At 65.5% G+C, this 20,286-nt stretch carries 18 protein-coding genes; 8 read left to right on the top strand and 10 right to left on the bottom strand.

Annotated elements, in window-relative coordinates:
• Nucleotides 1-125: 125 nt before the first annotated feature.
• From Q0330_RS08930 to arfB, 4 genes are all read right to left on the bottom strand, one after another.
• Complete coding sequence (locus Q0330_RS08930) at nucleotides 126-665, bottom strand: L,D-transpeptidase family protein (RefSeq protein WP_299477526.1); 540 nt, start codon at nucleotides 663-665, stop codon at nucleotides 126-128.
• An 82-nt stretch (nucleotides 666-747) separates the two neighbouring features.
• Nucleotides 748-2,169, bottom strand: a complete 1,422-nt coding sequence (locus Q0330_RS08925; RefSeq protein ID WP_299477523.1) for an inorganic phosphate transporter — start codon at nucleotides 2,167-2,169, stop codon at nucleotides 748-750.
• 50 nt (nucleotides 2,170-2,219) lie between these two features.
• A complete protein-coding gene (locus Q0330_RS08920; RefSeq protein ID WP_299477520.1) occupies nucleotides 2,220-2,654 on the bottom strand; it encodes an NUDIX hydrolase in 435 nt (144 codons plus the stop codon).
• A 4-nt stretch (nucleotides 2,655-2,658) separates the two neighbouring features.
• Nucleotides 2,659-3,084, bottom strand: coding sequence for an alternative ribosome rescue aminoacyl-tRNA hydrolase ArfB (arfB, locus tag Q0330_RS08915; protein ID WP_299477517.1), 426 nt, complete (start codon nucleotides 3,082-3,084; stop codon nucleotides 2,659-2,661).
• Between the two features lie 227 nt (nucleotides 3,085-3,311).
• On the opposite strand from arfB, the gene Q0330_RS08910 reads away from it, so the two are divergent.
• The 4 genes from Q0330_RS08910 to Q0330_RS08895 are packed head-to-tail and all read left to right on the top strand — an operon-like array spanning nucleotide 3,312 to nucleotide 10,828.
• Nucleotides 3,312-4,343: an efflux RND transporter periplasmic adaptor subunit gene (locus Q0330_RS08910; protein ID WP_299477514.1), complete on the top strand. Its 1,032-nt coding sequence runs from the start codon at nucleotides 3,312-3,314 to the stop codon at nucleotides 4,341-4,343.
• A gap of 20 nt (nucleotides 4,344-4,363) precedes the next feature.
• A complete protein-coding gene (locus tag Q0330_RS08905; RefSeq protein WP_299477511.1) occupies nucleotides 4,364-5,437 on the top strand; it encodes an efflux RND transporter periplasmic adaptor subunit in 1,074 nt (357 codons plus the stop codon).
• On the top strand, nucleotides 5,434-8,496 hold the full coding sequence (locus Q0330_RS08900; protein WP_299477507.1) for an efflux RND transporter permease subunit: 3,063 nt from the start codon (nucleotides 5,434-5,436) through the stop codon (nucleotides 8,494-8,496). Before Q0330_RS08905 ends, Q0330_RS08900 begins: the two co-directional genes overlap by 4 nt.
• A 52-nt stretch (nucleotides 8,497-8,548) precedes the next feature.
• Nucleotides 8,549-10,828: an NADP-dependent malic enzyme gene (locus Q0330_RS08895; RefSeq protein ID WP_299477504.1), complete on the top strand. Its 2,280-nt coding sequence runs from the start codon at nucleotides 8,549-8,551 to the stop codon at nucleotides 10,826-10,828.
• Here Q0330_RS08895 and Q0330_RS08890 read toward each other — a convergent pair.
• Genes Q0330_RS08890 through Q0330_RS08880 form a run of 3 tightly spaced genes read right to left on the bottom strand, consistent with a single transcriptional unit; the run spans nucleotide 10,825 to nucleotide 12,193 of the window.
• The gene (locus Q0330_RS08890) at nucleotides 10,825-11,070 is read right to left on the bottom strand and encodes a sulfurtransferase TusA family protein (RefSeq protein WP_299477501.1); all 246 of its coding nucleotides are present in this window, start codon (nucleotides 11,068-11,070) and stop codon (nucleotides 10,825-10,827) included. The two genes, Q0330_RS08895 and Q0330_RS08890, sit on opposite strands and share 4 nt — an antisense overlap.
• A complete protein-coding gene (locus Q0330_RS08885; protein WP_299477498.1) occupies nucleotides 11,067-11,579 on the bottom strand; it encodes a DUF2478 domain-containing protein in 513 nt (170 codons plus the stop codon). The genes Q0330_RS08890 and Q0330_RS08885 overlap by 4 nt, the downstream gene beginning before the upstream one ends.
• Complete coding sequence (locus Q0330_RS08880) at nucleotides 11,579-12,193, bottom strand: GcrA family cell cycle regulator (RefSeq protein ID WP_299477495.1); 615 nt, start codon at nucleotides 12,191-12,193, stop codon at nucleotides 11,579-11,581. Before Q0330_RS08880 ends, Q0330_RS08885 begins: the two co-directional genes overlap by 1 nt.
• A 120-nt stretch (nucleotides 12,194-12,313) precedes the next feature.
• Between Q0330_RS08880 and Q0330_RS08875 the strand changes: the two genes are divergently transcribed.
• From Q0330_RS08875 to Q0330_RS08860, 4 genes are all read left to right on the top strand, one after another.
• A complete protein-coding gene (locus Q0330_RS08875) occupies nucleotides 12,314-13,132 on the top strand; it encodes an ABC transporter permease (RefSeq protein WP_299477492.1) in 819 nt (272 codons plus the stop codon).
• A 200-nt stretch (nucleotides 13,133-13,332) separates the two neighbouring features.
• Nucleotides 13,333-14,511 (top strand): aspartate aminotransferase family protein, encoded by a 1,179-nt coding sequence (locus tag Q0330_RS08870; RefSeq protein ID WP_299477489.1) that lies wholly within the window; start codon nucleotides 13,333-13,335, stop codon nucleotides 14,509-14,511.
• Nucleotides 14,512-14,598: 87 nt separating this feature from the next.
• Nucleotides 14,599-15,525, top strand: coding sequence for an ornithine carbamoyltransferase (gene argF, locus Q0330_RS08865; RefSeq protein WP_299477486.1), 927 nt, complete (start codon nucleotides 14,599-14,601; stop codon nucleotides 15,523-15,525).
• Between the two features lie 152 nt (nucleotides 15,526-15,677).
• Nucleotides 15,678-16,802 (top strand): alkane 1-monooxygenase, encoded by a 1,125-nt coding sequence (locus Q0330_RS08860; RefSeq protein WP_299477483.1) that lies wholly within the window; start codon nucleotides 15,678-15,680, stop codon nucleotides 16,800-16,802.
• A gap of 103 nt (nucleotides 16,803-16,905) precedes the next feature.
• On the opposite strand, the gene folD is transcribed toward Q0330_RS08860, so the two are convergent.
• The 3 genes from folD to ftsH all read right to left on the bottom strand — a co-directional run bounded on the left by folD (nucleotide 16,906) and on the right by ftsH (nucleotide 20,285).
• Nucleotides 16,906-17,784, bottom strand: a complete 879-nt coding sequence (gene folD, locus Q0330_RS08855) for a bifunctional methylenetetrahydrofolate dehydrogenase/methenyltetrahydrofolate cyclohydrolase FolD (protein WP_299477480.1) — start codon at nucleotides 17,782-17,784, stop codon at nucleotides 16,906-16,908.
• A complete protein-coding gene (locus tag Q0330_RS08850) occupies nucleotides 17,759-18,088 on the bottom strand; it encodes a chorismate mutase (RefSeq protein WP_299477477.1) in 330 nt (109 codons plus the stop codon). The genes folD and Q0330_RS08850 overlap by 26 nt, the downstream gene beginning before the upstream one ends.
• A gap of 301 nt (nucleotides 18,089-18,389) precedes the next feature.
• Nucleotides 18,390-20,285 (bottom strand): ATP-dependent zinc metalloprotease FtsH, encoded by a 1,896-nt coding sequence (ftsH, locus tag Q0330_RS08845; RefSeq protein WP_299477474.1) that lies wholly within the window; start codon nucleotides 20,283-20,285, stop codon nucleotides 18,390-18,392.
• Nucleotide 20,286 lies beyond the last annotated feature (1 nt).

Raw genomic sequence — 20,286 nt, 5'->3', positions numbered from 1 at the left:
CTCCTGTCCGGGATGGTGGCTGCGGCAGGGTTGTCGGCGCAAGGGCGGGCAAGGTCAAGCTGCGCAAAGACAAACCGCCGCGTCATGAGCAGGCGCGGCGGTTCATCTGTTCGTGAGCGCGGGTCTCAGGGGTTGATCACCACCGGCACGCCGGTTGTCAGCATGGCATAGATTTCCTCGATCTCGGCATCCTCGACGGCGATACAGCCGGCGGTCCAGTCGGCCTTGCCCGCGCGCCGCGCGGCCTCTCCGTCGCGGCCGCGACCGTGGAAGAAGATGTCGCCACCGGGCCTGCGGCCAAGCGACATGGCGCGGGCGGAATCATCGGGGCGGGGATAGTTGATGCCGACCGAGAGGTGATAGGCGCTGCGCGGGTTGAAGCGGTCTATGAAATAGATGCCTTCCGGTGTCTTGCCATCACCTTCGAACTGTTTGCGGCCCTTGGGTTGGTTGCCCAAGTCGACATCGTAGGATTTCAGGATCGTCTTGCCGGACAGAAGATACATCTTCCGGTCGGACTTGTTGACCACGACCTGCGTGACCTGCGGGCCGGTATAGCTGAGAAAACGGGGCGGACCCGAGTTGAGCGGTGCGCTGTCGCCGCCGCAAGCCGCCAGAATAGCAAGAAAAGCCAGGGCAAGCCCGGCACGTATCGCACGAATCATCACTGCCTCATCCCACGCTTATGTTAGCGTTTCATGCCCCCGCGTTACCATCTTCGGCGGATTTTCGCCAGTCTCAAAGATATCAGGACGCAAGTGAAATCAGCCCATATGTCGTGGCGGCCACGCTTCCCGCGCCGGGCAGGGTGACCGCCCAGGCAGCGAGCGTCGTCCAGACATGGCTGCGCCGGACCAACTGCCGGCGCTTCAGTTCTTCCATGGGCAGCGATTTTCGGGCTTTGCGGCGGAAACGATCCTCCCATTCGCGATAGAAGCCGACGCCGAAGATGCCGCCGACTGCGCAATGCGTGGTCGAGACTGGCAGCCCGAGCGCCGAGCAGGTCAGCACCGTCGCCGCCGCCGCCAGTGCCGCGCAGAAGGCGCGCGAGGGGTTCAGCCGGGTGATCGACATGCCGACCATGCGCACCAGCCGGCGTCCGAAGACGAAGGACCCCGCCGCGATGCTGAGCGCGGCAAGCGCTATGGTGCCAAGCGACAGGCCGGTTCCCCCGGTCCGGTCCAGCAGCACCGACAGCGGGCCGGCGATATTGGCGACATCGTTGGCACCATGGGCAAAGCCGGAAAGCAGCGCGGTCAGGACCAGCGGTCCGCTCAGCAGGCGTTTCAGCGTGACCTTGTGATCGCGGTCGCTGCGCAATTCCTGTTCCAGCTGCAGCCGCGCGGCCAAGCCGGCGGCGACACCGAGCCCTGCCGCGATCATAAGCTGCGGCGGATCGAGCGGCGCATCCTTGATCAGCCGGGCGATATAGATTGCAAAGACCGCGCCCGTGGTGCCGATCAGCAATGGCAACCAGATGCGCGCGGCGGCGGCGCGGTCGGCGGCGAAATGCACCCTCCAGCGCAGGAAGCCCAGAAGGGCCGCCGCAAACAGCGCGGCCATCACCGGGGCCGCGACCCAGCTGATGGCGATGCCGGCCACCACCGGCCAGTTGATCGCCGACAGGCCCAGCCCGGCCATGCCGGCGCCGGCGACCGCGCCTATCACGCTATGCGTGGTCGAGACCGGCGCCCGCGCCCAGTTGGCAAGCGTGATCCAGACCGCAGCACCGATCAGCGCCGCCGCCATGATCCGTGCCGGTGCCGCGCCGCTGCCGATGGCGCCGACTTCCAGAATGTCGCGGGCAATGGTCTCGGTCACGCGCTGCCCGGCGATCAGTGCGCCGGCCAGCTGCGCCAGTGCCACCCCGGCCAGGCCGCGCGTGACCGGCATCGCCTTGGCGCCGATCGCCGGCCCGGCCGAGTTCGCGACATCGTTGGCGCCGATATTCAGCCCGAGATAGATCGCCACGCTGAAGCCGAGCACGACGGGGGCAGAAACCGGCAACCCGGCCCCGGTCACCACTGCCGCCAGGATGACCAGCAGGATCAGGACCAGCAGCAGGCCCATCCGCCGCAGCGGGCGCGCGGCAATGCGCCCGGCACCTTCGGCATGGCCGATCCGGGTCAGGTCCTTGTCGAGAATGCGGTAATCGCTCGGCCTCTGCATTTCCGCGAACATAGGGCTTTGGCGGGCTGCGACAAGCTGTCCAATTCGGCTCAGGGGGTGAAATTCCGCAGCAGGTCTTTCAGCCCGTCTTCGTCGACCAGGTCGGCCGCTTCGGCGGGGGTGAACCACTTCCGCTTGCGTTCGCTGGCCTCGGGGAACTCGTTATCCAGTGCAGTGACCGGGATCAGATAGACCTGCACATTGATCGGGATGCTGAAGCCGCGGCCCTGACGCTTGTTATAGGCGAACTGGCCGACCGGCTTCTCCTGCGCCTTGCCGCGCACGCCGGCCTCTTCCCAGGCTTCGCGCAGGGCGGCACCGGCGGCGCTGCGCCCGCTCATCGGCCAGCCCTTCGGGATGATCCAGCGCTTGGTGCCGCGGCTGGTGATCAACAGCACCTTGCCGGTCTTCGGATCGAGGCAGAGCGCCGCCACCTGCATCACCGGCGGACGTTTGCCGAGTATCTTTCCCAGAACGTCGCGCATCAGGTCATTCTTCGCCCTGATCGACGCGCCCGCGCAAGGCCTTGACCTGACCGCGCTGCGTCTTGCCGGCCAGCCTGCGCCGCTGACTGCCGGCGGTGGGCTTGGTGGCGATGCGGCGCTTCGGCGCCACCGTGGCGCGGCGGATCAGATCGGCCAGCCGCTCGCGCGCCAGTTCCCGGTTGCGCAACTGGCTGCGCGTTTCCTGCGCGAGGATGACGATGGCACCGTCCTGCGTCCAGCGACGCCCGGCCAGCCGTCTCAGGCGGTTCTTCACCGGATCGGGCAGGTTGGGCGAGCGCGCGGCCTCGAAACGCAGTTCCACCGCCGAGGCGACCTTGTTCACATGCTGCCCGCCCGGACCCTGCGCCCGGGTGAAGCTTTCCACAAGCTCCCATTCCTCGATGGCGATCTGATCTGTGATCCGCAACATCTGCCTTATGCCTGCCTCTTATCACTACGGAATATTACGCGCGAAGCCTTACGAAAGTTCAAACCGCCGGTAAACCTAAAGGGCTTCTGTGGCGTTGACGTAACGAAACCTTTGCCGCACGCCACTTTTCCCTGCCGGCGAATTGGGGCAATCATGCCCAAGGAGCTTTTGCGACGATGATGTTTTCCGATCTGCGACCGGGACGAGCGCCATTTGCTATTTGTGCCATGGCTTCCCTGCTTATGGCGGGTAACGCGCTTTCCCAAGAGGTTCTGAACGTCGAGTTCGTCAAGGCGGCGCTGCGCGAAATGGGCACCGAAGTGCGCCTGACCGGCACGCTGGAACCTTTGGTCAGCCTCGATATCGGCTTTCGTGAGGGCGGCAAGATCATCGAGGTTCTGGTCAGCGAAGGCGACCGTTTCCTGGCCGGGCAGGTTCTGGCGCAGGTCGATTCGTTGCAGGCCGAGCAGGCGCAGAAGGCGGCGCTTGCGACTGTGGATTCGACCCGCGCCGCCGAGAACCAGGCGCGGCAGGCGGCGGATCGTGCGCAGGCGCTTCTGGATCGCGGCGTCGGCACCCGCGCCGCCCGCGATGAGGCCCGCCGGGCGCTGAGCGAGGCCGAGGCGGCCAGCAAGCGGGCTGCCAGTGCACTCGATCAGACCCGCCGCTCGGTTGAGGATACTTCGCTTTTTGCGCCCTTCGACGGTGTGGTGACCGCCCGCAATGGCGAGCCGGGGCAGGTCGTGGGCGAGGCGCAGGCGGTGCTGTCTCTGGCGGGCCTGGGCGGGATCGAGGCGGTCTTCATGACCCCGGACCTGCCTAATCTGGGCGATGCGATGGGCAACCCGGTGGCGCTGACCATGTTCGATGTCAGCGCGCCGCCGATGACGGCGCGGATCACCGAGATTTCGCCGCTGATCGACGCCACCACCGGCTCGGTCAGGTTGCGGGCACGGGTCGAGGATGCGCCGGACGATGTGGCGCTGCTTGGCGCTTCGGTCCGGGGTGAAATGACGCTTGGCATCGGGCGTGCGGTCGAGGTGCCGTGGACGGCGCTGACCTCGACCGGCGGCAAGCCCGCCGTCTGGGTGGTAAGCGATGCCGGTACCAGCGAGCTGCGCGAGGTTGAGATCGCGCGTTTCGATGATAGCACGGTCCTGCTTTCAGGAGGGGTCGAGGATGGCGAGATCGTCGTCGGCGCCGGCTCTCAATTGCTGTTTCCGGGTCGGGAAATTGCCGATGCGGGGGCCGACCGCTGATGGTTTTGCGGTGTTCCCTTGTGCTGGTTGCGCTTGCGACCCCGCTGCCCCTGGCGGCCTTCCAACTGCCCTGGGCCGGTCATGCCGAGACCCCCGACAATGGCCCCCCGCGTCCGGTCGTCTCGACGATCCTGCGCGACATCCCCTCAGAGCGGCGCAGCTTTCCCGGTGTGGTCGTGGCCGGGACCGAGGTTCGGCTGGGCTTCCAGACGCTCGGCACGCTTTCGGCGCGGCCGGTGGATGTCGGCGACCGGGTCGCGACCGGCGATGTTCTGGCCGAGTTGAAGCCCGACGATCTGCAGGATAATGTGCGCGCCGCCCGTGCCGCCGTCGAGAATGCCGAGGTGACGCTGGAAACCGCGCAGGTGGCGGCCAAGCGCGCCGACGACCTGTTCAACCGCCGCGTCGCGAGCAAGGCGCAGCTGGAACAGGCCGAGCGTTCGTTGAAACTTGCCGAGGCCGGGCTGGATCAGGCCCGCTCGGAACTGCTGCGGGCCGAGGATGCCGAGGGCTTCGCCCGGCTGGCGGCACCTTTCGACGGGGTTGTTTCGGCGGTGTTCGAGAATGCCGGGGCCGTGATCAGTGCCGGCACGCCGGTGCTGACGCTGTCGGACGTGGACAGCCTGGAAGCGGTGATCGACCTGCCGGAATCGGCGGTGGTCGGACAGCCCGTTGGCACCGAGGTCTCGATCTGGCTGGAATCCGACCCCGAGACCGCCACCACCGGCCGGGTCAACCGCATCGACCCCTTGGCCGATGCCGCTACGCGCACCCGCCGGCTGCACCTGACCATGGATAATGCGGCCGAGTTCCGCCTGAACGCGCTGATCCGCGCACAGCGCGCCGATGCGCCGGGCGCGGTGCTGACCCTGCCCGCCGTGGCCATTGCCGGCAGCGATGTCGCGCCGACGGTCTGGGTCGTGACCCGCGAGGGCGAGGTCGCGCATGTCAGCGAACACCGCGTCACCATCGCCGCCTTTGTCGATGGGCAGGCGCAGATCATTTCCGGCATCAGCGCCGGCGACGAGGTGGTCATTCGCGGCGTCCATTCCCTGAGCGAGGGCCAGCCCGTCGGCAGAAGGGTCGAGCCATGAGGCGACCGCGCGGTTTCAACCTGTCCGACTGGGCGCTGAAGCATCGCAGCTTCGTCTGGTTCCTGCTCATCGTCTCGATGCTGGCTGGGACGATTTCCTATCTCAATCTCGGGCGCGAGGAAGACCCGAATTTCACCATCAAGACCATGGTGATCGCCGCGGCGCTGCCCGGTGCGACCATCGACGAGACGCTGGACCAGATCACCAAGCGGATCGAGAACAAGCTGGAAGAGCTGGACGAGCTGAAACTGACCCGCTCGGTCACCATGCCGGGACAAAGCGTGGTCTATGTCGAGCTGTTGCCGACCGTGAAAGGCCCCGAGGTGCCCGAGGTCTGGAAGCGGGTGCGGCTGATGATGTCCGATATCCGGCCCGATTTTCCGCAGGAATTCACAGGCTTCCAGTTCAACGACAATTTCGGCGATGTCTTCGGCAATGTCTATGCCTTCACCCCTGACGGCTTCTCGATGCGCGAATTGCGCGACCGGGTCGACGATATCCGCGATCAGGTGCAGGCGCTGCCGCTGGCCGGCAAGGTCGAGCTTCTGGGCGAGCAGGAGGAGGAGATCTATCTGGAATTCTCGCCCTCGCGGCTGGCCGCACTCGGGCTGAACCTCGATGTGGTGATCGCCACGCTGACCAACCAGAATGCCATCGCGCCTTCGGGGGTGATCCAGTCGGGGCCGGAACGGATATTGGTGCGCGTCGACGGGCAGTTCAGCACCACGACTTCGATTTCCAACGTCAACCTGCGGATCGGCGACCGTTACTTCAACGCCGCTGATGTGGCCACCATCCGGCGCGGCTATCAGGACCCGCCCGAATCGCTGTTTCGCTATAATGGCAAGGCTGCCATCGGCTTGCAGATCGGCATGAAGCAGGGCGGCAATATCCTGGAATTCGGCCAGCAGGTCGATGGGCTGATGACCGATGTCGCCGCCGACCTGCCGATCGGGATCGAGATGGCGAAATTCGCCGATCAGCCCCATGTCGTCGACGAGGCGGTCAGCCATTTCGTTCAGGCGCTTGTCGAGGCGGTGGGCATCGTGCTGCTGGTCAGCTTCATCAGCCTCGGGCTCAGGGCCGGGATGGTCGTGACCATGACCATTCCGCTGGTGCTGGCGATCACCTTCGTCTTCCTCGATTACTACGGCATCACCCTGCAACGGGTCTCGCTCGGGGCGCTGATCATCGCGCTCGGCCTTCTGGTCGACGATGCCATGATCGCCATCGAGACGATGATCTCGCGGCTGGAGATCGGCGAGACGCGGCGCGATGCGGCCTCCTATGCCTGGACCTCCATCGCCTTCCCGATGCTGACCGGCACGCTGGTGACGGTGGCGGGCTTCATTCCCATCGGGCTGAACAATTCCGATGCCGGCGAATTCACCTTCTCGCTTTTCGTGGTCATCGCCGTCTCGCTGGTGATCAGCTGGGTGGTGGCGGTGCTGTTCGCGCCGATTCTGGGCGTGACCTTCCTGCCCAGAACGATGAAGCACAAGACCGGGCGACCGGGCTGGCTGCGGCGCGGCTTTCACCGCGCGCTTCATGCCGCCATGCGGTTCAAGTGGATCACCATCGCGGTGACGGTCGCGGCCTTCGCGGTCTCGATCTGGGGGATGCAATTCGTCCAGCAGCAATTCTTCCCGACCTCGGACCGGACCGAGGTGCTGGTCGATGTGGAATTGCGGCACAATGCCTCGATCGCCGCCACGCAGGATGTCTTCGACCGGCTGGAGGCGCATCTGGAGGAGGACGAGGACGTGTCCTTCTGGACCTCCTATATCGGCGATGGCGCACCGCGCTTCGTGCTGGCCATGGATGTGCCGACCGCCGGCCCGCATATGGGCCAGCTGGTCATTCAGACCCCGGACCTTGAAGCGCGCGACCGGGTCAAGGCACGGCTGAACCAACTGGCCGCGACCGAGTTCGTGGGCGAGAACCTTTATGTGAAGAACCTGGAAATCGGCCCGCCGGTCGGCAAGCCGATCCAGTATCGCGTGACCGGCCCCAGGATCGAGGAGACGCTGGACGCGGCGCGCGGGCTGGCCGCGCTCCTGGCCGCCAATCCGCGGCTGAGCGATGTGGCGCTCGACTGGAACGAGCCGGCGCGGACCATCCGGCTGAAGGTGCGTCAGGATCAGGCCCGCCGGCTGGGCGTCACCTCGTCCGATATTGCCGGGGCGCTGTCGATGCTGTTCTCGGGCTATACGATGACGCAGCTGCGCGACGGGGAATTCCTGATCGACGTGGTGGCGCGCGGCAATGCGGACGAACGCAGCTCGGTCGATACGCTGCGCAACCTGCAACTGGCCACGGCCTCGGGCGCGCCGATCCCGCTGGCCAGTCTGGCGACGCTGGAATATGGCACCGAACAACCGCTGATCCAGCAGCGCGACGGTCTGCCGACGGTGACCGTCAAGGCCGATATCGCCAGCGGCGACCAGCCGGCGACGCTGGTGGCGGGGCTTGCCGACAGCATCGCCACTTTCGAGGCCGGCCTGCCGCCCACGGTGAAGATCGTCGTCGGCGGCACGGTCGAGAATTCTGCCGAAAGTCAGGAACCCATCGCCGCCGTGGTGCCGATGATGCTGCTGACCATGGCGGTGCTGATCATGGCCCAGATGCAGAGCTTCCGCCTTGCCGCCATCGTCTTCGCCGCCGCCCCCCTTGGGTTGATCGGGGTGGTCATCGTGCTGGTGGGCTTCAATGTGCCGATGGGCTTTGTCGCCATTCTCGGCATCCTCGCACTGGCCGGGATCCTGATCCGCAACTCCATCATCCTCGTCCATGAGGTGCAGAACCTGATCGCCCATGGCCATGACCGCTGGCGTGCGGTGTTCGAGGCCTCGGACAGCCGCGCACGCCCGATCCTGCTGACGGCGGCGGCGGCCAGCCTCGCGCTCATTCCGATTGCCCGGCAGGTGTTCTGGGGTCCGATGGCCTATGCGATGATGGGCGGCATCATCGCCGGCACGCTGATCACGCTGCTGTTCGTGCCGGCGCTTTACTGTGCCGTCTTCCGGGTCAGGCCGCCGCAGGATGATGGCGCAAACTGATTGACGCCCCCGGCCCACCGCCTAAAGAGGCGTGACCAAGGCCGGAGGACCGATGAGCGACCACAAACCCCGCACCGCCCGCATCACGCCCGAAGAGGCGCTGTCCTATCACATGGAGCCCCGGCCGGGGAAATTCGACGTGGTGCCCTCGACGCCGATGGCGACGCAGCGTGACCTGTCGCTGGCCTACAGCCCCGGCGTCGCGGTGCCGGTGCAGGCCATCGCCGACCGGCCCGAGACTGCTTACGACTATACGACCAAGGGCAATCTCGTCGCGGTGATCTCGAACGGGACCGCGATCCTCGGGATGGGAAACCTCGGTGCGCTGGCTTCGAAGCCGGTGATGGAGGGCAAGGCGGTGCTCTTCAAGCGCTTCGCCGATGTGAATGCCATCGATATCGAACTCGACACCGAAGACCCGGACGAGATCGTCAATGCCGTGCGCCTGATGGGGCCGAGCTTCGGCGGCATCAACCTCGAAGACATCAAGGCCCCGGAATGCTTCATCATCGAAAGCCGGCTGAAGGAGATGATGGATATCCCAGTTTTCCACGACGACCAGCACGGCACGGCGGTGATCTGCGCGGCCGGGCTGATCAATGCGCTGGAACTGTCGGGCAAGAAGATCGGCGATGTGAAGATCGTGCTGAACGGCGCCGGGGCCGCCGGTATCGCCTGTCTGGAACTGCTGAAGGCGATGGGCGCACGGCATGAGAACTGCATCATGTGCGACACCAAGGGCGTCATCTGGCAGGGCCGGACCGAGGGCATGAACCAGTGGAAATCGGCCCATGCCGTGGTCACCGAGGCCCGCACGCTGGACGAGGCGATGAAGGGTGCCGATGTCTTCCTCGGCGTCTCGGCCAAGGGCGCGGTGACGCCCGAGATGGTCGAGACCATGGCCGAAAACCCGGTGATCTTCGCCATGGCCAATCCCGACCCCGAGATCACGCCGGAAGACGCCCATGCCGTCCGCCCCGATGCCATCGTGGCGACCGGGCGCAGCGACTATCCGAATCAGGTCAACAACGTGCTGGGCTTCCCCTACCTGTTCCGGGGCGCGCTCGATATCCATGCCCGCGCCATCAATGACGAGATGAAGATCGCCTGCGCCCGTGCTCTGGCGGAACTGGCGCGCGAGGATGTGCCGGACGAGGTCGCCATCGCTTACGGCCGCAAGCTGCAATTCGGCCGCGATTACATCATCCCGACGCCCTTCGATCCGCGCCTGATCCACGTCATCCCGCCCGCCGTGGCGAAGGCCGGCATGGATACCGGCGTTGCCCGCCGCCCGATCATCGACATGGAGGCTTACCGCCACGCGCTTCAGGCCCGGATGGACCCGACGGCGGCGATCCTGCAGGGTATCCATGCCCGCGCGCGCTCGACCCAGGCCCGGATGATCTTCGCCGAGGGCGACGACCCGCGCGTCCTGCGCGCCGCCGTGGCCTGGCAGCGGGGCGGCATGGGGTCTTCCATCGTCGTCGGGCGCGAGGCCGATGTGCGCGAGAAGCTGGAAGCGGCGGGTCTGGGCGATGCGGTGCGCGAGCTTTCCATCGTCAGCGCCGCCACCACCCGCCATCTCGATGCCTATCACGATTTCCTTTACGCCCGCCTTCAGCGCAAGGGCGTCGACCGCGAGGACGCCCATAAGGAGGTCAATCGCGACCGCCATATCTTCGCCGCGCTGATGCTGGCCCATGGCCATGGCGACGGGCTGGTGACCGGTGCGACCCGCAAGAACGCGCATGTGCTGGCCCAGATCGGGCAGGTCTTCGACGTGCGGCCGCAGGACGGAGCGGTCGGCATCACGGCGGTGCTGCACAAGGGCCGGATCGTGCTGATCGGCGATACGCTGGTCCATGAATGGCCCGAGGCCGAGGATCTCGCCGATATCGCCGTGCGCGGTGCCCATGTGGCGCGGCATCTGGGTCTCGACCCGCGCGTGGCCTTCCTGTCATTCTCGAATTTCGGCTATCCGGTCAGCGAGCGGGCCGAGAAGATGGCCGAGGGCACCCATGTCCTCGACGCCCGCCGGGTCGATTTCGAATATGAGGGCGAGATGACCGTGGATGTCGCGCTGAACATGGAGCAGGCGGCGAAATATCCCTTCTCGCGGCTGACCGGCCCGGCCAATGTGCTGGTCGTGCCGGCGCGGCATTCGGCCTCGATCTCGGTGAAGCTGATGCAGGAAATGGCCGGCGCGACGGTGATCGGGCCGATCCTGACCGGGGTGGCGAAGCCGATCCAGATCTGTTCGACCTCCTCGACGGTCAGCGACATCCTGAACATGGCCGCCATCGCGGCGGGGCGGCTGGGTCAGGTGCGTTAGGCTTCCGCGCGGCAGGCGAAGGCCTCGCCGCGCATCACCTCGTAGCGGGTGGCGCCGTCCAGTTCGGTGACCGAGACCAGTTCATGCCCGCCCTCGGCGCAGAAATGCGGTACGTCCACGGCAGCCATGCGGTCGGTGGCGATCAGGGCGACGCGGCTGCCCACGGGCAGCGCCATCAGCACCTTGCGCAGGCGCAGGACGGGCAGGGGGCAAAGCAGCCCGCGCGCGTCGATTTCGGTCATGCGGCGGGGGCCTGCAGGGCGTCGCGGCACCATCGGGCCGCGTCGCCGGGGGCAAGCTTGACCGCCAGATCGCCGGCAAAGGACAGGAATTCCGCCTGCTGTTCGGGCGCGACCGAGATCAGCACCGGCAGGTCGCGATCCATCGCATCGGCGATCACCGCGACCATGCCCCGGCCCATGATCTCCTGCTTGCCGTATTTGTTCAGCACCACCAGCCGCGCTTCGGGCAGGGTGTTCAGCACCCTTTGCGCCGCCAGTTCCAGCGCGCCGGCATCCAGCCGGCAGCCGGTCGCGGACGGCCCGAGATCCTGAGAGATCACCACCTCCGGTCCGCCATCGCCCAGAATCTCAAGGCTCATGTCGCAATGGCAGTTCGCGGCGGGCTGGTTGGTCTGGATCGCGCCGCGCACCGGCACGCCCTCGGTGCCGAGGGTCGCGGCAATCTCGCGCATAAGCCGATGCGCCCCGTCGCCGCCGCCGGTTTCGGCCTGATCCAGCCAGCCCAGCATCAACGCCGGCGATCCCGGCGCGAACTCATCGGCTGGAAGGCCACGCCGACATGGGCCTCGCAATAGGGTTTGCCGGCCTGGCTGGGCAGGCCGCAGAACCAGAACTTGTCGGTGGCCGGATCGCCGATCGGCCATTTGCAGGTGCGCTCGGTCAACTCCATCAGGGTCAGCTTGCGGGCCTTCTTCTCGACCTCGCGGACGTTTGCCAGCGCTTCGGGGCTGATCTCATTGGCCGAAGGCTGCGGCGGCAGCGGCTGGCCTGCCGGCACGATGGGGCGACGGTTGGAAAACGCCACCGGTGCCGGCGGCTCGGCCGATTGGGTCGCGGGCTCGGGCTCGGCCGGCGCGGGCTTTGCCTCGACTTTGGCCGGCTCTGCCTTGGGTGCGGGCTTGGCCTTTGGCGCGGGCTTCGGCTTTGCCTCGGCCTTCACGGGTTCGGGGGCGACTGGGGGCGCGGCCTCGCCCTCGTCGCGATTCGAGAGGCCGAGGCGATGCACCTTACCGATCACCGCATTGCGCGTCACGCCGCCCAGTTCCTTCGCGATCTGGCTGGCGGACTGGCCCTCGGACCACATCCGCTTGAGCGTTTCCACACGTTCGTCGGTCCAGGACATTTCGACCTTTCCGGCGGATCGCCCGCCCATCTTGCAATTCCAGACTAGCCCGGTCACACCGGGGAATGCCAAGAAATATCCTGCCCGGCCCAGCAATTCAAGAAGCCGCCACGACCGATGATGACTGAATCCGACCCGATCACCCGCCGCCCCATGGGCGCCCGCCGTTTTGGCCGCGTCAACTGGCTGGGCCTTTACACCCTCTCCCGGCGCGAGATCATGCGCTTCATGGCCGTCTGGCAGCAGACCGTCTTCGCGCCGCTGATGACGGCGGGGTTGTTCGTGATCGTCTTCGCCGTGGCGCTTGGCCGTGGCGACCGCGAGGTGATGGGCCTGCCCTATCTGGCATTCCTCGGCCCCGGCATCCTGATGATGTCGGTGATCCAGAACAGTTTTGCCAATACCTCCTCCAGCATCATCGCCTCGAAGATGCAGGGCAATATCGTCGATACGCTGATGCCGCCCTTGTCGGGCGGTGAAATCCTTGCCGGCTATCTGATCGGCGCCGTGGCCCGCGCCGGGCTGGTCGCCCTGGTGATCGGCACCGGCATGGCGCTTGTGCTGCATCAACTGCCCACGCATCCGCTGGTGGCGGCGGTTTTCGTGGTGCTGGGTGCGCTGCTGATGGGCGGCCTCGGGCTGGTCGGCGGGATTCTGGCGCAGAAATTCGACCAGATGGCGGCGATCTCGAATTTCATCGTGACGCCGCTCAGCTTCCTGTCGGGCACCTTCTACTCCATCGAGGCCCTGCCACCCGTCTTCCGCGCCATCAGCCATGCGAACCCGATCTTCTATCTGATCGACGGGGCGCGTTACGGCTTCACCGGGGTGAGCGACGCAAGTCCGGTCCTTGGCTTCTGCTTCTGTCTGGCCGTGGTGATCGGCGTCTGCTCGCTGGCATGGTGGCTTCTGCGCAGCGGATACCGGTTGAAGCCATGAGGCCCTCCGACATCAAGCTGCAGCGAAAATAACGCTTGCCGAAGCGGCAATTTTACCCCATTCAATCCGCATGATCGCATGGACCGCCCCTATCGCCCGTCCCCGACGCCGCTGAGGCGAACGATCCCGCATGTCCGGCGGTTACACGGGCGCATCCCATCTGCTATTCCGACAAAGGGCCTATCGAGAGGAGCCTTCCCATGTCCGACTTCCCGCATGTCCTGCCGACCTATAACCGTGCGCCGATCTCCTTTGAGCGTGGCGAAGGGGTCTGGGCGATCGCCCAGGACGGGACGCGATATCTCGACATGGGCGCGGGCATCGCGGTCAACGCGCTTGGTCATGCGAACCCCGATCTGATCGCGGCCCTGACCGAGCAGGCCGGGCGGATCTGGCATGTCTCGAACCTCTACAGCATCCCCGAGCAGGAGCGGCTGGCGACGCTGCTGGTCGATAACACCTTTGCCGATACCGTCTTCTTCACCAATTCCGGGACCGAGGCGGCGGAGCTCGCGATCAAGATGGCCCGCAAGTTCTGGGATCACGAGGGCCAGCCCGAACGGGTCGAGATCCTGACCTTCGAGGGGGCTTTCCATGGCCGCTCGACCGGTGCCATCGCGGCGGCAGGCTCGGAAAAGATGGTCAAGGGTTTCGGGCCGCTGATGCCCGGCTTCCGGCAATTGCCCTTCGGCGACATGGAGGCGCTGCGCGCCGCCATCACCGACAGCACCTGCGGGGTGATGATCGAACCCATTCAGGGCGAGGGCGGCATCCGTCCGCTGCCCGATGAAGACCTGCGCGAGATCAGGGCGCTTTGCGACAAGACCGGTGCGCTTCTGATCTTCGACGAGGTGCAATGCGGCATGGGCCGGACGGGCCGGCTTTTCGCCCATGAATTCGCCGGGATTACGCCTGATATCATGATGGTTGCCAAGGGTATCGGCGGCGGCTTCCCGCTCGGCGCGGTGCTGGCCACGCAAAAGGCGGCGGCGGGCATGGTCACGGGCACCCATGGCTCGACCTATGGCGGCAACCCGCTGGCCTGCGCGGTGGGCGCGCGGGTGATGCAGATCGTGGCCGAGCCCGCCTTTCTGGCCGAGGTCTCGCGCAAGGGCGCGCTGATGCGCCAGAAGCTGGAGGGGCTCGTGGCCGCCCACCCGAATGTCTTCGAAAGCGTGCGCGGGCAGGGGCTGATGCTGGGCCTCAAATGCAAGGTCGCGCCGGCGGACATGGTCAGGGCGGGCTATGGCCAGCAGATCCTGACCGTGGCGGCTGCCGATAACGTGCTGCGCCTGCTGCCACCCCTAAACATCACCGACGCGGAAATATCCGAAGCCGTCGCACGGCTGGACAAGGCGGCGGGGGTGCTGGATGGCTGATAACGCTTTCCGCCCCCAATGCCTCGCCCTCTTGACCCCGCCGTCACATATGGGCTTGCTGGCCCGATCCAGCCGAAAGACAGACAGATGAAGCATTTTCTCGACATTCATACCACCGACAAGGCCGATCTCCGGCAGATCATCGACAATGCCCATGCCATGAAGATCGCCCGCCAGGGTCGTCCCAAGGGCATGCCCGATGACGAGTTGCCGCTTGCCGGGCGGATGGTGGCGCTGATCTTCGAGAAGCCCTCGACCCGCACCCGGGTCAGTTTCGATGTCGGTGTGCGCCAGATGGGCGGGCAGACCATGGTGCTTTCCGGCAAGGAAATGCAGCTCGGTCACGGCGAGACCATCGCCGATACCGCCCGCGTGCTGTCGCGCTATGTCGACCTGATCATGATCCGCACGTTTGAGGAAGCGACGCTGCATGAGATGGCCGAATATGCCTCTGTGCCGGTCATCAACGGGCTGACCAATCGCACCCATCCCTGCCAGATCATGGCCGATATCCTGACCTATGAGGAACATCGCGGCCCCATCGCCGGCAAGAAGGTGGTCTGGTCGGGCGACGGCAACAATGTCTGCGCCAGCTTCCTGCATGCCGCCGGGCAATTCGGCTTCGACTTCACTTTCACCGGCCCGAAGACCCTCGACCCCGAGCCGGAATGGATCGATTTCGCCCGCGCCCAAGGGGTGCAGGCGCTGATCGAACGCGATCCCCACAAGGCGGTTGCGGGCGCCGATCTGGTTGTCACCGATACCTGGGTGTCGATGCACGATCCCGAATCGGCCAAGGAGCGGCGGCATAACCAGTTGCGGGGGTATCAGGTGAACGAGGAGCTGATGTCCCATGCCAAGCCCGACGCGCTGTTCATGCATTGCCTGCCCGCGCATCGCAATGACGAGGCGACGAGCGCGGTCATGGACGGGCCGCATTCGGTGGTCTTCGATGAGGCCGAGAATCGCCTTCATGCGCAGAAGGCGGTCATGCGGTGGTGCCTCGGGGCCTGAAAGCGGGTTGGGCTGGATAGCTTAGGCTTATGAAATCGGGTGCAGTTTTGTGCCGGGGTTCGGCGCCGGACCGAGAGATAATTCGGTGCCAGGGATGCGTGGCTGCGTTTTGTCGCAGTTTCGCGGCGTCGGGTGGGGGTCTATAAGCGGGTATGGATCACGGGTTTCGCACCGCTTTGCCGTTCTGGATGTCGCTCGGGCTGGTGCCGCTGGCGGTGCTGGCTGCCGGGCTTGGCGGCTGGTGGTGGGTGCTGATGCCGGGCTATGCGTGGTATCTGGTCACCGGGCTGGATCTGGTGCTGGGGTTGAACGAGGATAACCCCGATACCGAAACCCCGCTGGAACAGTTGTTCTGGTATCGGGCCATCACCGTGATCTGGGCGCCGGTCCAGCTTTGCCTGATCTTCGGGTTGATCTGGTATGCGGTGCATTCGGACCTGTCGGGCTGGGAGAAGCTGGGCCTGTTCTTCGGGCTCGGTGTCGCCAGCGGCACGATCGGCATGGTCTATGCCCATGAATTGCTGCATCAGCGCCCCGCATGGGAGCGGGGCCTGGGCGATCTTCTGCTGGCCTCGACCCTCTATTCGCATTTCCGGACCGAGCATCTTCTGGTCCATCATTCCTGGGTCGGCACGCCGCGCGATGCGGTCTCGGCGCGTTATAACGAGGGCTTTCACCGCTTCTTCTGGCGGGTCCTGACCGAAGGGCCGCAGAGCGCCTGGCGGGCCGAGCGGAACAGGCTGGCGCGGGCCGGGCGAGGGGTGACGGATCGGCGCAACCCGTTCTGGCGCTATGGTTTTCTGCAACTCGCGATGCTGGGGCTGGCGCTTTGGCTGGGCGGCTGGCAAGGGCTTTTGCTGTTCATCTGGCAGGCTTTCGCCGCGATCTGGCAGCTTGAGCTGACCAATTACGTCGAGCATTACGGCCTGACCCGCCGCCATCTGGGCGAGGGCAGATACGAGCATGTCCTGCCGCGTCACAGCTGGAACGCATCGCATCGGGTCTCGAACTGGTTGCTCATCAATCTGCAACGCCATTCGGACCATCACTACAAGCCGGATCGCCGCTTCCCTCTGTTGCAGACTTATGACGAGGACGAGGCCCCGCAACTGCCTTACGGCTATCCGGGGATGACCTTTGTGGCGATGATTCCGCCACTCTGGCGGCGGCGGATGAACCCGCGTGTCAGGGCGTGGCGGCGGCAGTTCTATCCCGATATCGAGGATTGGGGCCCCTATAACCGGGGCGAATTGCCGATGCCGAGAAATGCGCTTTGAGCGGCAAAAGCGGCGGTCATAACCCGTCCATATCCCGTGCATACCCTGTGCATATGCCGTCGATACGCGGCGACCGTCGCCTGACGCGGTGCCGGCTTCGGGGTCAGAGCACCAGCCCTTCCGGGTCCGGCAACTCATTCGCCCGGCAGCAGGCGGTCAGGGTATTGGCCAGAAGGCAGGCGATGGTCATCGGGCCGACGCCGCCGGGAACCGGGGTCACGGCACCCGCCACCTGCGCCACGCTGTCGTAATCCACGTCGCCGACCAGCCCGGCCTCGGTGCGGTTGATGCCTACGTCGATTACGGTGGCGCCGGGCTTGATCCAGTCGCCCTTGACCATCTGCGGACGGCCCACGGCGGCGATGACGATATCGGCTCGGCGCACCACATCGGGCAGGTCCCTGGTGCGGGAATGCGCCATGGTCACGGTGGCATTGTCGCCCAGAAGCAGCGCGGCCATCGGCTTGCCGACGATGTTGGAGCGCCCGATCACCACGGCCTCCTTGCCCGAGAGATCGCCCAGCCGGTCGCGCAGCAGCATCAGGCAGCCCAGCGGCGTGCAGGGCACCATGGCCTTCTGCCCGGTCGCCAGCCGCCCGGCATTGGCCACGGTGAAGCCGTCCACATCCTTCTTGACGGCGATGGCGTTGATGACCTCGGCTTCGTCGATATGGGCGGGCAGGGGCAGTTGCACCAGAATGCCATGCACATCGCGGTCGGCATTCAGCCGCCCTATCAACGCCAGCAATTCGGCCTGGCTGGCATCGGTGTCCAGACGGTATTCGTAGGAGTTCATCCCGGCGGCCTTGGTCTGCTTGCCCTTCGAGGCGACATAGACCTGACTGGCCGGGTCTTCGCCGACCAGCACCACGGCCAGGCCGGGGGTGATGCCATGTTCCGCCTTCAGCACCGCGACCTGCGCGGCGATCTTCGTCCGGAGGTCAGCCGCAAAGGCCTTACCGTCGATCCTGGTTGCCACCATTCTTGCCCCCAAGTTGCGCATCTTCCTGCGCGATGAAATGTTCCATCATCAGCCGCCACAACCTTTCGGCAAGATCGGGGCTGAACCCCGCCTCAGCCGCGCGGCTGCGGGCCAGGGCGGCGACTTCCTCGACCCGCGAATCGATCCGGGCCGGCAGGCCGTCGCGGGCCTTGATCTCGGCGGCGCGGTCGATCAGGGCCGAGCGTTCCGCGAGAAGCGCGATCAGTCGCGCGTCGAGGGCATCGATACGCAGCCGCAGCGCCGCCATATCCGGAATATCGTCATGGGTCATGGGCGTGTTCATGCCCGCTTGGCGGCGGTGACGCAAGCGCGAAGCGTGGCGAAAATGCCGCGATGCGACGGATGACGTTTCCGTTACGGAACCTTGGTCATGTGCCCGCGTTCGCCTTCATCGTCTGAACGCGGCCAGCTGCCGCATCGAAAGGAAACGCCATGGACAAGCTTGGCGTGTTTATCAATCTGGGATTTGCCATCGCGCTTGTCGTGGGGGCATCGGTCCTGATGGTGATCTGATAAAAATACGGGCAAGAATGAAAAAGCCCCGGTTGTCGAACCGGGGCTTTTTCAGTTTCTTTCCAAGCTGATCAGGGCTGCGGCACCGGCGCGCCGCCATCCGCTGCGCCACGCCCCGCCTTCGGGATCGAGGTCACCTGCGGGATCCCCGAAGACGGTGTGTCGTCGTCGCCGCCGAGTTGTTCGCCGCGCACGACCTTGCCGATTTCCTCGCCGGTCAGGGTTTCGTATTCCAGCAGGCCCTGGGCCAGACGCTCGAATTCCTCGTTCTTCTCGGTCAGGATGCGGTGGGCGGTGTGATAGCCTTCCTCGATCAGGTCATGGACTTCCTGTTCGATCAGCTCTTTCGTCGCCGCCGAGACCGAGAAGCCGCCGGTATTGCCGGAATAGCCCTCATGCGCTTCGGCATAGTCGATATTGCCGACCTTGTCGGACATGCCCCAACGCATGACCATCGCCCGCGCCAAGGCCGAGGCCTGCTGGATGTCGCCGGCGGGGCCGTTCGACACGCCTTCTTCGCCATACTTGATGATCTCGGCTGCCTTGCCGGCCATGGTCATGGCCAGTTTTTCCTTGGCCTCGTCCTTGTGGAAGTTCAGCCGGTCCATCTCGGGCAGGCTGACGACCATGCCAAGCGCGCCGCCGCGCGGGATGATCGTGGCCTTGTAGACCGGGTCGCATTTCGGCAACGACAGGCCGACAATGGCATGGCCAGCCTCGTGATAGGCGGTCTTTTCCTTCTGCTCGGGCGTCAGCACCATGGAGCGGCGTTCGACGCCCAGCATGACCTTGTCCTTCGCATTCTCGAAATCTTCCATGGTCACGAAGCGCCGACCGATGCGGGCCGCCATCAGCGCGGCCTCGTTCACCAGGTTCATCAGGTCGGCGCCCGAGAAACCGGGCGTGCCGCGGGCGATGATGCGCAGGTCGACATCGGGGCCTTGCGGCACCTTCTTGGCATGAACGCCGAGGATCTTCTCGCGGCCCTTGATGTCGGGGTTCGGGACATGGATCTGGCGGTCGAAGCGGCCCGGGCGCAGCAGCGCGGGGTCGAGCACGTCCTTGCGGTTGGTGGCGGCGATGATGATGACGCCTTCATTGGCGTCGAAGCCGTCCATCTCGACGAGAAGCTGGTTCAGGGTCTGTTCGCGTTCGTCATTGCCGCCGCCGATGCCGACGCCACGGGCGCGGCCGACGGCGTCGATCTCGTCGATGAAGACGATGCAGGGGGCGGATTTCTTCGCCTGTTCGAACATGTCGCGGACGCGGGATGCGCCGACACCCACGAACATTTCCACGAAATCAGAGCCCGAGATGGTGAAGAAGGGCACGCCCGCCTCGCCGGCGATGGCGCGGGCGAGCAGGGTCTTGCCGGTGCCCGGAGGGCCGACCAGCAGCGCGCCTTTCGGGATCTTGCCGCCGAGGCGGCTGAACTTCTGCGGGTTGCGCAGGAATTCGACGATTTCTTCCAGTTCTTCCTTGGCCTCGTCGATGCCGGCCACGTCGTCGAAGGTCACGCGGCCATGTTTCTCGGTCAGCAGCTTGGCGCGGGACTTGCCGAAGCCCATCGCCCCGCCTTTGCCGCCGCCCTGCATCCGGTTCATGAAGAAGATCCAGACCCCGATCAGCAGGATGAAGGGCAGCCAGACGCCGAGGAAGGACATGAACACCGATTGCTGCTGCTTCTTGACGTTCACCTCGACGTCATTGGCGATCAGCATGTCGGCGATTTCCTCGCCCTGGGGGCGGACGGTGGTGTATTGCTTGCCGTCATTGGTGCGGAACTGGATTTCCTCGCCGTCGATCACGGCCGAGGAGACCTCGTCCTTCTCCACCCGCTGAACGAACTCGGAATAGCTGAGCTGTCCGTTGCCCATCTGCGTTGCGCCATCGCTGAACAGGTTGAACAGCATCAGGATCATCAGGAACAGGACAACCCAGAAGGCGATATTGCGTGTATTACCCAAA

The sequence above is a fragment of the uncultured Paracoccus sp. genome, assembly GCF_937873615.1.
Classification (GTDB): Bacteria; Pseudomonadota; Alphaproteobacteria; order Rhodobacterales; family Rhodobacteraceae; genus Paracoccus.
This window is presented reverse-complemented; position numbering and strand designations above follow the sequence as displayed.